The 13,415-nt window shown below is 66.4% G+C and carries 11 protein-coding genes; 10 read left to right on the top strand and 1 reads right to left on the bottom strand.

Translation table 11 applies throughout. The annotated features are described in order from the left end of the window. Nucleotides 1-5: 5 nt before the first annotated feature. The 6 genes from SBI67_RS02290 to SBI67_RS02265 are packed head-to-tail and all read left to right on the top strand — an operon-like array spanning nt 6 to nt 7,580. Nucleotides 6-1,304: an MCE family protein gene (locus SBI67_RS02290; protein WP_318979005.1), complete on the top strand. Its 1,299-nt coding sequence runs from the start codon at nt 6-8 to the stop codon at nt 1,302-1,304. 8 nt (nt 1,305-1,312) lie between these two features. Continuing rightward, nucleotides 1,313-2,371 (top strand): MCE family protein, encoded by a 1,059-nt coding sequence (locus SBI67_RS02285; RefSeq protein WP_318979004.1) that lies wholly within the window; start codon nt 1,313-1,315, stop codon nt 2,369-2,371. Beyond that, nucleotides 2,368-3,693 (top strand): MCE family protein, encoded by a 1,326-nt coding sequence (locus SBI67_RS02280; protein WP_318979003.1) that lies wholly within the window; start codon nt 2,368-2,370, stop codon nt 3,691-3,693. The genes SBI67_RS02285 and SBI67_RS02280 overlap by 4 nt, the downstream gene beginning before the upstream one ends. After that, nucleotides 3,690-4,997 carry an MCE family protein gene (locus SBI67_RS02275; RefSeq protein ID WP_318979002.1) on the top strand — a complete coding sequence of 436 codons (1,308 nt, stop codon included), beginning with the start codon at nt 3,690-3,692 and terminating at the stop codon, nt 4,995-4,997. Before SBI67_RS02280 ends, SBI67_RS02275 begins: the two co-directional genes overlap by 4 nt. Then, a complete protein-coding gene (locus SBI67_RS02270; protein ID WP_318979001.1) occupies nt 4,994-6,115 on the top strand; it encodes an MCE family protein in 1,122 nt (373 codons plus the stop codon). The genes SBI67_RS02275 and SBI67_RS02270 overlap by 4 nt, the downstream gene beginning before the upstream one ends. A 1-nt stretch (nt 6,116) precedes the next feature. Further along, nucleotides 6,117-7,580, top strand: coding sequence for an MCE family protein (locus tag SBI67_RS02265; RefSeq protein WP_318979000.1), 1,464 nt, complete (start codon nt 6,117-6,119; stop codon nt 7,578-7,580). A gap of 4 nt (nt 7,581-7,584) precedes the next feature. Here the strand turns inward: SBI67_RS02265 and zwf are convergent, their stop codons facing one another. Continuing rightward, nucleotides 7,585-9,096, bottom strand: coding sequence for a glucose-6-phosphate dehydrogenase (gene zwf, locus SBI67_RS02260; protein ID WP_413232385.1), 1,512 nt, complete (start codon nt 9,094-9,096; stop codon nt 7,585-7,587). A gap of 93 nt (nt 9,097-9,189) precedes the next feature. Here zwf and SBI67_RS02255 point away from each other — a divergent pair, with 93 nt between their 5' ends. From SBI67_RS02255 to SBI67_RS02240, 4 genes are all read left to right on the top strand, one after another. Then, nucleotides 9,190-9,630, top strand: a complete 441-nt coding sequence (locus SBI67_RS02255) for an SRPBCC family protein (protein WP_318978999.1) — start codon at nt 9,190-9,192, stop codon at nt 9,628-9,630. A 288-nt stretch (nt 9,631-9,918) separates the two neighbouring features. Then, nucleotides 9,919-10,770, top strand: a complete 852-nt coding sequence (locus SBI67_RS02250) for an ABC transporter permease (protein WP_318978998.1) — start codon at nt 9,919-9,921, stop codon at nt 10,768-10,770. After that, nucleotides 10,767-11,750, top strand: a complete 984-nt coding sequence (locus tag SBI67_RS02245) for an ABC transporter permease (RefSeq protein WP_318978997.1) — start codon at nt 10,767-10,769, stop codon at nt 11,748-11,750. Before SBI67_RS02250 ends, SBI67_RS02245 begins: the two co-directional genes overlap by 4 nt. A 47-nt stretch (nt 11,751-11,797) precedes the next feature. After that, the gene (locus SBI67_RS02240; protein ID WP_318978996.1) at nt 11,798-13,390 is read left to right on the top strand and encodes an ABC transporter substrate-binding protein; all 1,593 of its coding nucleotides are present in this window, start codon (nt 11,798-11,800) and stop codon (nt 13,388-13,390) included. Nucleotides 13,391-13,415 lie beyond the last annotated feature (25 nt).

Genomic DNA, 13,415 nt, shown 5'->3' with positions numbered 1-13,415 from the left:
GTCACATGACCAACAGTGCCCGCCGCGAGAATATCGACCCGATCTGGTACGCGCCCATCCTCTTCATCGTCATCGGGGTGCTGGTCGCACTGACCGTGCTGCTGTTCAACGGGACCCTGCGGTCCTTCGTACCCGTCACCCTGGTCTCCGACCGGGCCGGCCTGGTGATGGAAAACGGTGCCAAGGTCAAGCTGCGGGGTGTGCAGATCGGTGAGGTCGGGGCCGTCGGCTCGCACGACGGGCTCGCGTCGCTGGACCTCAAGCTCGACCCCGGACCGTTCGCCTACCTGCCGAGCAACGTCGAGGCAGAGATCAAGTCCAGCACCGCCTTCGGCGCCAAGTACGTCGACCTCATCATCCCCGACGACCCCAGCGCCCAGCCGCTGCGCTCCGGTGCGGTGCTGCAGTCCCGCAACGTCACCGTCGAGGTGAACACCGTCTTCGAGAACCTGCAATCGGTGGTACACGCCATCGACCCGGCGAAACTGAACTCGGTGCTCTCGGCCGTCGCGCAATCGTTGCGCGGCAAGGGGGAACGCATCGGCGAGGCGATCACGTCGGCCAACAACCTGCTACTGACCGTCAACCCGCGGATGCCGACCATCCAGCGGGACTGGCAGCTGTTCGGCCAGACCACCGCCGCCTACTCCGCTGCCGCCCAGGACATCCTGTCGATCCTCGACTCGGCGGCCACCACGAGCACCACCATCACCACCCACGCCCAGGCGCTCGACGCGCTGCTGCTGTCCGCGGTCGGCTTCGCCCGCTCGGGCATCGACACCATCGGCGGCAACCAGACGAACCTGGTGCGCGCCATGAACATCCTGGACCCCACCACCAGCCTGCTGCTGAAATACTCGCCCACCTACACCTGCCTGTTCCAAGGTGCGCAGTGGTTCCTGGAACACGGCGGCCGAGACGCCATGGGCGGCAACGGGAAATCCGTCATCATGGACGCCGCCATGCTGGCCGGCGACGACCCGTACCGTTTCCCGGACAACCTGCCGATCGTCAACGCCAAGGGCGGGCCCGGCGGCAAACCCAGCTGTGGCTCTCTGCCCGACGTCAGCAAGAACTTCCCGGTCAAATACCTGGTCACCGACACCGGATTCGGTACCGGACCGGACATCCGCACCAACCCCGGAATCGGGTTCCCCGGCTGGGCCAACTACCTCCCGGTCACCCGGGCGGTGCCGGAACCGCCCAGTATCCGGTACAACGGCCCGCCGGCGCCCGGGCCCTTCCCGCCCCAATTCGCACCCGGCCCACCCCCGCCTGCGGCACCCGACACCCCGACCCCCTAGGACACCTCATGCGACGAGCCAGCATCGCCGGCACGGTGATACGCGTGGCGCTGTTCACCGCGCTGTGCCTGGTCTTCCTGTTCGTGCTGCTGACCGTGTTCGGGCAGTTCCGGTTCGACTCCCGCGCCACCTTCCACGCCGTGTTCACCAACGTGTCCGGGCTCAAGGAAGGCAACTTCGTGCGCATCGCCGGTGTGGAGGTCGGCAAGGTCGGCTCGATGACCCTGCAGAAGGACGGCACCGTGTACGTCGACTTCGCCATCGACAAGAACCTCACTCTCACCGAGGGCACCACCGCCGCGGTGCGCTACGAAAACCTGATCGGCGACCGGTATCTGGCCCTGGAAGAGGGCGCCGGCTCGGTACGCCGGCTCACCCCTGGCGAGACGATCCCGAAGGAACGCACCTCACCGGCCCTCGACGTCGACGCCCTGATCGGCGGGTTCCGCCCGCTGTTCCGGGCGCTGGACCCCGACCAGGTGAACGCGCTGTCCGGTGAACTGCTCAAGGTGTTCCAGGGCCAGGGCGGCACCATCTCCTCGGTGCTGGCCCAAACCTCGGCGCTGACCACCACGCTGGCCGGGCGCGACCAGCTGATCGGCCAGGTGATCACCAACCTCAACACGGTGCTCGGCACCTTCGCCGCACGGGATCAGCAGTTCTCGGTGGGGCTGGACAAGCTCTCGGAATTGGTACAGGGCCTGTCGGACCGCCGAACCGACATCGCGCACGGCGTCGCGCATATCAGCGCGGCAACGGCCACCATCGCCGATCTGTTGACCGATATGCGGCCGCCACTGAAAGAGGCTGTGGTGCAGACGGATCGGGTGTCCGGTCAGATCGAGGCCGACCACGCCTACGTCGACGACCTGGTGCGGACACTGCCCGACGCCTACCAGATCCTCGCGCGCAACGGACTCTACGGCGACTACTTCGGCTTCTACCTCTGCGACGCCATCCTCAAGGTCAACGGTAAAGGCGGTCAACCGGTGTACGTCAAACTCGCCGGCCAGGACACCGGACGGTGCACGCCGAAACCGGTCCAGCACAGCGACGGAGGGCGATGATGAAGCTGAAACGCCCGACCGTCAAACCCATCGCCGAACGCAACCGAGTCGCCGTCGGCGTCGTCGGCACCATCATCGCCGCGCTGGTCGTCGTCGCCGCGTTCTCGTACGACCGGCTGCCGTTCATCAAGGGCACCTCCGATTATTCGGCCTACTTCACCGAGGCCGGCGGGATCAAACCCGGCAGCGACGTCCGTGTTTCGGGACTCTCGGTCGGGCGGGTGTCCGATATCCACCTCGAAGGCACCAAAGTCCGCGTCGACTTCACCGTCAAGGACGGCGTCGACCTCGGTGACCGCACCGAAGCTGCGATCAAAACCGAAACCGTGCTCGGCACCAAGATGCTCGAGGTCACCCCGCGCGGGGACGGCACGCTGACCGGCACCATCCCGCTGGAGCGCACCACGTCGCCCTACGACCTGCCGACCGCGCTCGGCGACCTCACCACCGCCATCAGCGGGCTGGACACCACCCAATTGTCCTCTGCGCTCACCACTTTGGCCGACACCTTCAAGCAGACGCCCGCCGACCTCAAACTCGCCCTCGACGGCGTCGCGCAGTTCTCCGATACCCTCAACGCCCGCGACGCGCAGCTGCGCAACCTGCTGGGCAACGCCAACAAGGTCACCGCGGTGCTGGCCAAGCGCAGCGACCAGATCGCAAGCCTGGTCGTGAACGCCAATGCCCTACTGGCCGAACTGGTGGCCCAACGCGACGCGGTGGACGGTTTTATGACCAACCTGACGGCGGTGGCCCAGCAGATCTCCGGACTGGTCGCCGACAACAAGGCCGCCCTCAAACCCGCGCTGCACAAGCTCAACGGTGTGCTCTCCATCCTGGACAACCGCAAGAAGGAACTCCAACGCACCGTCACGCTGTTCCGCCGGTACGCCATGTCCTTCGGCGAGGTGCTCGGTGCAGGCCCGTATTTCAAGGCCTCCCTGGTGAACCTACTGCCCGGCCAGTTCGTCCAGCCGTTCATCGATGCCGCATTCTCCGACCTCGGCGTGGACCCGAACGTCAAGCTGCCCTCCGAACTGGTCGACCCCGCGATCGGGCAACCAGGCACCCCCGCGCTGCCGGTGCCCTACCCGCGCACCGGTCAAGGTGGGGACCCGAACCTCACCCTGCCCGACGCCATCACCGGTAACCCCGGCGATCCGCGCTACCCCTACCGCCAGCCGCTGCCCGCCCCGCCGCCCGGTGGCCCACCGCCGGGACCGCCGGCCCTCGCCCCGCCCGGTGTCGTCGGCCCGGTGCCGTATACCGGGCCCACCCCGGTCTACGTGCCGGCGCCTGGTGAGCCGGGAGGCCAGCCATGAGAGGTAACGCGCGACTGCTGACGGCGGCGCTGCTCGTGGTCGTCCTGGCTGCCGGGATCTCCGTGGTCGCCACGCCGGCTGGATCCAGATGGTGGAAGCACGTGGCCAAGGACACCTTTGTCGCCTACTTCGCCAACGCCAACGGCCTCTACACCGGTGACGAGGTGCGCATCCTAGGGGTCGCCGTCGGCACCGTGGACAAGATCGAGCCGCAACCGCACACCACCAAGGTGACCTTCTCCGTCGATGCGCAGTATCCGGTGCCCGCCGACGTGAAAGCGGCCATCCTGTCCCCGTCGCTGGTCAGCGCCCGCGCCATCCAGCTGGTACCCGCCTATGACGGTGGGCCGAAACTGGTTGCCGGCGCGTCGATTCCGCAGGAGCGCACCGCCGTCCCGGTGGAATGGGACGACTTCCGTCAACAACTGGAGAAACTCACCGCGTCCCTACAGCCGCAAACCCCCGGCGGGCCCAACTCCGTCGGCGAGTTCGTCAACAGCACCGCGGAGAACCTGCGCGGCGAGGGGGATACCGCCCACGACACCGTGATCAAACTGTCGCAGGCACTTTCGGCACTCGGCGATCACAGCACCGATATCTTCAGCACCGTGCGCAACATGCAGGCGCTGGTGTCGGCGCTGGCCTCCAGTAGTGATCTGCTGGCCGCCTTCAACCAGAACCTCGCCCAGGTGAGCACCGTGCTGACCAACACCCCCAACGAAGTCGCCGACGCCACCCAGAACCTGGACGCCGCCGTCGGGGACCTGCGCGGATTCGTGGCCGGCAACCGGGAAGCGCTGGGCACCACCTTCGACCACTTCAACCAGATCACCGCCGCGCTCAACGACAGCCGCACCGACATCAAACAGGTGCTGCACATCGCACCGACGGTGCTGCAGAACTTCGTCAACATCTACCAACCGGCGCAAAGCGCCATCACCGGCATCCTGGCGCCGGTCAACTTCGCCGATACCGTCCAATTCCTCTGCAGCGCCGTGCAAGCGGCGTCCCGGCTGAACTTCGAGCAGTCGTCGAAACTGTGCGTGCAGTACCTGGCGCCCATCGTGAAGAACCGGCAGATGAACTTCTTCCCGATCGGCGGCAACCCGTTCGTGGGCACCATGGCCCGCCCGAACGAGATCACCTACAGCGAAGACAGGCTGCGGCCACCGGGCGATCCGCTGCTGCCGCCGCCCCCGGCGCCGCCGACCGACCCCATGCAGGTGCTGGCGGCGGAGGCGCCGCCGGTGGCGACACCCGATCCCGCGTCCGAGCTGCCCGGCCTGATGGTGCCCGCCCCGTGAGGCGGCCGGTGCTGGCGGCGCTGCTGGTGGCCTGCGTGGCGATGATCCCGGGATGCCAATGGCGCGGCCTGAATTCACTGAGCCTGCCCGGCACCGAGGGGGGCGGCGACGGCTCCTACACCATCCAGGCGCAGCTGCCCGACGTCGTCGTCATCCAGCAGAACACCCGGGTCCGGGTGGCCGACGTCAACGTCGGTAACGTCACCAAGATCGAGGTACAGGACTGGCACGCCCTGGTGACCATGCGTATCAACGGCGACGTGCACCTGCCCGCCAACAGCACCGCCAAGGTCGGTCAGACCAGCCTGCTCGGATCCATGCACATCGAACTGGCACCGCCCACCGACGAAGCGCCGCAAGGACAATTGCACGACGGATCGGTGATCCCACTGTCCAGGGCGGCCACCTACCCGACCACCGAGCAGACGTTGGCCTCGGTGTCCGTCCTGCTCAACGGCGGCGGGCTGGGGGAGTTGCAGGAGATCAACCAGACCTTCGCCAAGGCGCTGGCCGGTCGGGAGGCCGATATGCGCAGCCTGCTGACCCAATTGGACACCTTCATCACCGGAGTCAACGCGCAGACCGCCGACATCATCACGGCCACCGAACATCTCAACAGCCTCGCCGGACAGTTCGCGGCCAACAACCCGACCGTCGACAAGGCACTGACCACGCTGCCACAGGCCCTGGCCGTTCTCGCCGACACCCGCACCAAGCTGGCCGACGCCATCGACGGGCTCGGCAAGTTCAGCGCCGTCGCCAATTCGACCGTCACGCAGAGCAAAGAGGCGTTGGTGAACAACCTGCGCAGTATCGGCCCGGTGTTGCGATCCCTGGCCGACGCCGGGCCGTCGCTGACCAAGGGCCTGGATTTCCTGTCCACCTATCCCTGGGTGAAGAGCAACCTGTCCAACTGGTTCCGCGGTGACTTCGCCAACATCACCCTGGTGCTCGACCTGACGCTGAGCCGGCTGGACAGCAGCATCTTCACCGGCACCCGGTGGGAGGGCAACCTCACCGAGCTGGAGATGCAGTGGGGCCGCACCATCGGGCAGATGCCCAGCCCCTACACCGCAGGCAATCCGCTGATCGCGCCCTACCACTTCGGGGGCTACTGACATGCTGCGCCTGCACCGCAAAATCTGGATCCAGTTGGCCATCCTGGCCGCCATCACCGTCATCTCGGTAGGGGTGATGGCATTCGGCATTGTGAATGTGCCCGCACTGCTCGGCTACGGCCGCTATACGGTGTCCCTGGACCTGCCGTCCTCCGGCGGCTTGTACGAGAGTTCGGTGGTGACCTACCGTGGCGACGAAATCGGCCGGGTCACCGGCATCGCCGTCACCAAGGACGGTGTGCGCGCCACGCTGACGCTGAAGACCGCCACCCCGGTGCCCGCCGACGTGTCCGCCGCCGTGCACAGCCGCTCGGCCGTCGGTGAGCAGTTCGTCGAACTGACCCCCGGCGCCGACGGTGGGCCCGCATTGCGCGACGGCGACGTCATCCCCGCCGGCAAGGTGTCGGTACCGCCGGACATCGGCAACCTGCTCGACGCCACCAACCGTGCCCTGCAAGCCATTCCGCAGGACAACCTGAAGACCGTCGTCGACGAGGCCGCCAAGGCCGTCGGCGGGCTGGGGCCCGAACTGTCGCGCATCGTGGACGGCTCCACCGCCCTGGCCATCGAGGGCGGTAAATCCACCGACCAGCTCGCAAGGCTCATCGACGAGGCGCCCCCCGTGCTGGACTCCCAAGTGCAGAACGCGGATTCGATCCAGGCTTGGGCCGCGCACACCGCGGCGCTGTTCGGCCAGTTCAAGGCCCAGGACCGGGCGTTCGGTGATCTGCTGGACCAGGGCGGTCCCGCGCTGAACGAGGGCACGCGGCTGTTCGACCGCGTGGCACCCGCACTGCCTGTGCTGCTGGCCAACCTGGTCAGCCTCGGTGATATCGCGGTGACCTACCGCAACGACATCGAGCAACTGCTGGTGCTGTTCCCGCAGGGCACCGCCGTCATGTCCGCGATCGCCGTCGCGGACTCCGGCGTGAAACAGCCCTACAACGGGATCTATCTCGACTTCAACCTCAACCTGAATCTGCCGCCACCGTGCAACACCGGTTTCCTTCCGGTACGCCAGCAGCGGGCACCGTCGGAGCAGGACTACCCGGACCGCACCGCCGGGGAGCTGTACTGCCGGGTGCCGCAGGACTCCGCCCTGAATGTCCGTGGCGCCAGGGACATTCCGTGTGAGACCAAGCCGTGGAAGCGCGCGCCGACGGTCGAGATGTGCGAGAGCGACGAGGAGTACGTCCCGCTCAACGAGGGCTACAACTGGAAAGGCGACCCGAACGCGACATTGTCCGGGCAGAGCGTGCCGCAGTACCCGCCCGGCACGCCGGCGGCCGCCACCCCGGAAGGGGCGGCCCAAGCGGCGCCGAGCCCGCCGCCGGTGGCGGCCGTCCCCTACGACCCGGCCACCGGTGACTACATCGGCCCCGACGGTCGCCGATACACCCAGGGTGACCTGGCGAACCCGGGTAACCGGACCTGGCAGTCGATGCTGGTGCCGCCGGGCCGGTAGGCACTCAGGCGTGGCCGTTGTCCCGCCATGCCCGCTCGAACGGCAACCGCCACGCGTTCGGCGCGATCAGTTGGTGGATGGCGTTGGGACCCCACGTGCCGGGCTGGTAGATCTTGGCCGGCGGGGGATCTTCCAGCAGTTGTACCGAACGCTCCCAAAGGGATTCGATGCCCTCGGCGGTGGTGAACAGCGTGTGGTCGCCACGCATCGCGTCCAGGATCAGCCGTTCGTAGGCTTCCAGCACATCCCCACCGGCGGCGATCTCCTGGGTGGAGAACTGCATGGACATCTTGTCCAGTTTCATGCCGGGGCCGGGACGTTTCCCGTAGAACGACAGGGACACCTTCGAGTTGTCGGCCAGATCGAACGTCAGGTGGTCGGGCCCTTGCGAGCCGACCCCGGAGCCGGCCGGGAACATGGTGCGCGGCGCCTCTTTGAAGGCGATCGAGATGATCCGCATGCCCTCGGCCATCTTCTTGCCGGTGCGCAGGTAGATGGGGACGCCGGCCCAGCGCCAGTTGTCGATGCCGACCTTCAGCGCGATGAACGTCTCGGTGTCGGAATCGCGTGCCACGCCGTCGAGTTCGCGGTACCCGACGAACTGGCCGCGCACCACGTCGGCACACTTGATCGGCAGCATGGAGCGGAACACCTTGTTCTTCTCCTCACTGATGGCCCGTGGCTCCAGCGCGGTCGGTGGTTCCATCACCACGAATGCCATCACCTGGAACAGGTGGGTGACCACCATGTCCTTGTACGCGCCGGTGCTCTCGTAGAAATTGGCGCGCTCGTCCAAGCCGAGCATCTCGGGGATGTCGATCTGGATGTGGTCGATGAAGTTGCGGTTCCAGATCGGCTCGAACAGGCCGTTGGCAAACCGGAAGGCCAGGATGTTCTGCGCCGCTTCCTTGCCAAGAAAGTGATCGATGCGAAAAACCTGGCGTTCCTTGAACGTCTCGTGCACGAAGTCGTTGAGTGCGACCGCGCTGGCCAGGTCGGTGCCGAACGGCTTTTCCATCACGACGCGGGAGCGGTCCACCAGGTCGGCCTCGCGCAGCATGGTGATCACCGCGCGGGCGGCCTTCGGCGGAACCGAGAGATAGTGCAGCCGTTGCGCATTACCACCGAGACGCGCTTCGGCCTCGGCGACCGCCGAGGCCAGCGCCGCCGGGCCGGCGCTCTGCGGCACATAGGTGACGATCTTGGCGAAGTTGGCCCACTGCTCGTCGGTGAGTTTGTGCGTGCCGAACCGCTCGATCGCCTCCTTGACCAAGGCGCGGAACTCGTCGTCGGTGAGATCCTCCAGCGAGGTACCGACCACCTGGATGTCGGGTGCCAGTTCCGACTGATCCAGATACGCCATGCCGGGCAGCAGTTTGCGTTTCGCGAGGTCGCCGGTTGCCCCGAACAGCACGATGACGTGCGGTTCGAGTGGATCGGTGTCCCGGCGGTGGGGGCGGGCGCCCGGCGCGGGATAGGCGATGGTCTGCGGGTTGTCTGGCTTGGGGTCGGCCACCCCGGTGATGCTTCCACCGGTAGGTGAACTCTGCACGACATGGAGGCGGTCAATTGCCACCTGCGCCCGTCGGGTGGTGGTTACTGTCAGCCCATGGCAACCAGTGACTCCCGCGAAGTGGTCATCGAAGCGACACCGGAAGAGATTCTCGCCGTGGTCGCCGACGTCGAGTCGACCCCCACCTGGTCGCCGCAGTACCAGAAGGCCGAGGTCGTCGAGACCGACGACGAGGGCCGGCCCCGCATCGTGAAACAGACCGTCAAGACCGTCGGCATCACCGACGAGTTGACCGTCGAGTACACCTGGGCGCCGGACAAGGTCAGCTGGGTGCTGCTGAAGGCGGGGCAGCTCAAGGCGCAACAGTGCAGTTACACGCTCACACCGCAGGGTGACAGCACGAAAGTTCGCTTCGACATCACCGTCGAATTGGCCATCCCGATGCCCGGGTTCCTGCTCAAGAAGGTGATGAAGGGTGCCCTCGACGTGGCGACCGACGGGTTGCGCAAGCAGGTGCTAAAGGTCAAGAAGGGTTGACGAGCGGCATTTTGCATACCGTTTGGCTTGAACGGTTTTGGTGACTTCGTGTTGAACTGCGTTGAAACGTGATCGTCACCGTCGCTAACACGTGCGCAATCCAAAACGGTATACCGTTTGCGATGTGAGCCTTCCGATCCGTGTCGCGCGATGATGCATCAGACATCAAGCGCTGGTGGCCACGGATCAGGTAGGGCGTGCGTCATCACGCCCTATCTAGGTGACCTTCTACGCGGCCTTGACACAGATGCGCCCGCAGCCGGGGGCTGAAGCACCCACGGGGGCGCCATGACCGCGCTCGCCGTGCCGCGCCGCCGCCTCTCCCCGTTGCAGCTCGAAGTGCACGGACGGTTCAACCACGCGATGGCCGCGCTCCTGGCGGTGATCACCGTGCTGGTCCTGGTGGCGCCGTGGATCGCGCCGTATGACCCGGTGCAGCCGGTCGGCGGACTCAACTTGCCGCCCCTCACTCCGGGGCATCTTCTGGGTACCGACGGGGTCGGGCGGGATGCGCTCAGCCGCACCCTGTTCGGTATTCGGGCCAGTTGGCTGTCGGCGTTGCTCGTTGTCGCCGTCGGCCTGCTCGTCGGCGGAGTCGTCGGGCTGGTCGCCGGGGCGACGGGGCGCTGGGTGGACGGGATCCTGATGCGGCTGACAGACCTGTTTCTTTCGCTGCCGGGAACGTTGGTCGCGATCGCCATCGTGGCCGCGCGCGGTCCCGGCTTGGCCAACACCCTGATCGCCATCTCGATCGTCTGGTGGCCGTACTACGCGCGCGTGGTCCGTGGTGAGGTACGTGCTCTCGCGGTACGCCCGCACGTCGAGGCGGCCCGGCTGGCCGGCGCTGGTCGGATCCGGGTCCTGCTGCGGCACCTGTTGCCCGGTGTGCTGCCGACTTCGGTGGTGGCGGCCAGCCTGGACGTCGGCAACGCCGTGTTATTGCTGGCGGGACTGTCCTTCCTCGGGCTGGGGCAGCGCGAACCCGCACCGGAACTCGGCTCGGACACCGCGGCGGCGTTACCGCAGCTGCTCGGCGAATGGTGGGTACCGGTGATCCCGGCGGCCACCGCCCTGCTGCTCAGCCTGGCGGCCAACCTGGGTGGCGACGCGCTGGGCAAAATCCTCGGCGAGAAGTCATGATCCGCTTCGTCATTCGCCGCTTCTGCTGGGCCGTGCTGCTGCTGGCGGTGCTGTCCGGGGCGGTGTTCGTGCTGCAGAAGATGAGCCCGGGCGACGGCGTCAAGGCCTATCTCGGCGGCAATGCCTCCCCGGCGGCCGTCGTCGCCGCCCGGCACCAGCTGGGGCTGGACCGGCCGATGCTCCAGCAGTACCTGGACTATGTGTGGCGGGCCTTGCACGGCGACTTCGGCACCTCGATGCGCAGCCGCGACGCGGTGTCGGCTGATCTGCTCACCTTCGGACCTGCCACCGCCGAACTCGTCCTGTGTGCCTTTGTGATCGCGGTGGCGCTGGCCCTGGTGTTCGCACTCTCGGGTGCCGTCCGGATCCCGGGCACGGCGTGGTATCGGGGCGCGCTGCTGGTCGGTGGGTGTGCGCCGCCGTTCCTCGTCGCGATGGTCACCTTGATCGTGTTCTACCGCAACCTGGCCTGGCTTCCAGGAGGTGGCCGCGGGCAGTCCGACGGACCCACCAATATCGTTCTGCTGGACAGCATTCTGGCCGCCGACCCGGACCGGTGGTGGTCCGGTGTTCAGCACCTGATCCTGCCGGCCGCGACCCTGGCCATCGCGCCTGCATTGGCCATGGGCCGGGTGTTGCGGACCAGTCTGGAGTCGACCATGAAGGCCGACTACATCCGCAGCGCGCAGATGAAGGGCCTACGCCCGGCTTCGCTGCTGATGCGGTACGTGCTGCGCAACGCCGTCAACCCGGCGCTGTCGATGGCCGGTCTGCAACTGGGCTTCATGTTCGCCGGTGTCGTCGTGGTGGAACAAATCTTCAACTGGCCCGGCATCGGCAACTACCTGGCCGCCAGCATTCCGGTCGACGACTTCCCGGCCATCGCCGGGGTCACCCTGCTGCTGGGCGCCATCTATATCGTCGCCAACGCCGTCGTCGACATCCTCCAAGCCATGGCTGACCCCCGAATCGCCCTGTGACGCGCGCCCGGACGATGCCAAAGATCTTCGAAATCAAGGAGTATCGCGTGATATCGCTGACATCGGGCGGCGTGCGCGCCGTCGCTGCCGCGCTCTGTGCGGTCTCGGTGCTCGTCGCGGGCACCGCATGTGGCGGCAAGAACGCCTCCGGTGGGGGCTCGAAGGCGCCCACCGACGGCGTGTTGGTGCTCGGGCTCAACGGCGATATCGGCCAGCCGCCCGACCCGGATATCTACTACGCCAACAACGGTGTGGCCATCATCCAGAATGTGTACGAGGGTCTGGTCAAATACAAGGACGGCGCCAACAGCCCGGAACTCGCGCCGGCGCTGGCCACCGCGTGGACGGTGAACCCACAGAACACGGTCTTCACCTTCCAACTGCGCGACGGTGTCACCTTCCACGACGGCACACCCTTCGATGCCTCGGCGGTCAAGGCATCGTTCGATCGGCGCACCGCCGTCAACGGTGGACCCGCCTACATGGTGGCCGGTGTGCAGAGCGTCGCGACCCCGGATGCCCACACCGCCGTCGTCACGCTCAAAGAACCCAACTCTGCCTTCCTGGACTACCTCGCTTCGCCGTTCGGGCCGAAGATGGAATCGCCTGCGGGACTGGTCAAGTATGCCGGATCCGACCACGGCCAGGACTATCTGAGCAAGCATGACCTGGGGACGGGTCCGTACGAACTGAGCAAAGCCGAGACCGGTAGGCAGTACGAGCTCGCCGCATACCCGGGCTACTGGGGCCAGAAATCCCCCTTCACCACGGTGCGGTTGACGGTCTACAACGATGTCTCGGCGCTGCAGCTGGCCCTGGAGCAGGGTGATGTGGCTGGTGCGGTGAATGCGCTGCCGTCCTCGAACCTCAAGCGATACCAGTCGATGTCGTCGGTGAACAACTACTTCCTGCCGACGCTCGGAGCCGCCCTGCTGACTCTCAACCCGAGCAAGGACTTCTTCCGCGGCCAGCCCGCACGAATGGCCTTCCTGCAGATGATCGATCAGCAGAAACTTGTCGGCGAGGTGATGGGGGAGACCTCCGAGGTGGCGACCACCATGTACGGAAAAGGGATGATCCCCGGCGGCGCGGATCGCCAGCACGTCAGCTATGACCCGTCGGTCATGGCGGCGTACGCCAAGACATTGCCTGCCGGTACCGAGATGACGCTCGGCTACGCCACCGGCAACGAAAATGCCCAGAAGATGGCTAATCTCATTGTCGCTCAGCTCCAGACGACGGGAATCCAGGCCGCGGCGCAGGCCTATCCGACCGCCACGGTGTTCTCCTGGCCCAACGACCCGACCAAAGGCCCTGACGCATTCGTCGACGGCAGCAACGGGCCCGACGGCGGCAACCCGTACATGTGGGGTCATGTGTTCTGGGACAAGTCCGGCGGTATCAACTACTTCCTCTGCGATAGCCCGGACGTGGACCGCCTACTCGACGACGCTGTCAAGACCGGCGACATCGCGACCTACGTGAAGGCCGGTGACGCCTACGGCGCCACCGGTTGCTACCTGAACCTGGCCTACAACAAGGACTGGGTGGTGGCGCAGAAGTGGCTGGGCAACGTGGAAAAGGCCCACAACATCGGGTCTTTCGAGCTCAACTTCAACCAGCTCACCATCAACGCTTAGCAGAGGTCACCCGAATGCCAATAAG

The organism is Mycolicibacterium chengduense (assembly GCF_033741155.1).
GTDB lineage: Bacteria > Actinomycetota > Actinomycetes > Mycobacteriales > Mycobacteriaceae > Mycobacterium.
The sequence above is the reverse complement of the archived record's forward strand: the minus strand, read 5'-3'. Positions and strand labels throughout refer to the sequence as shown.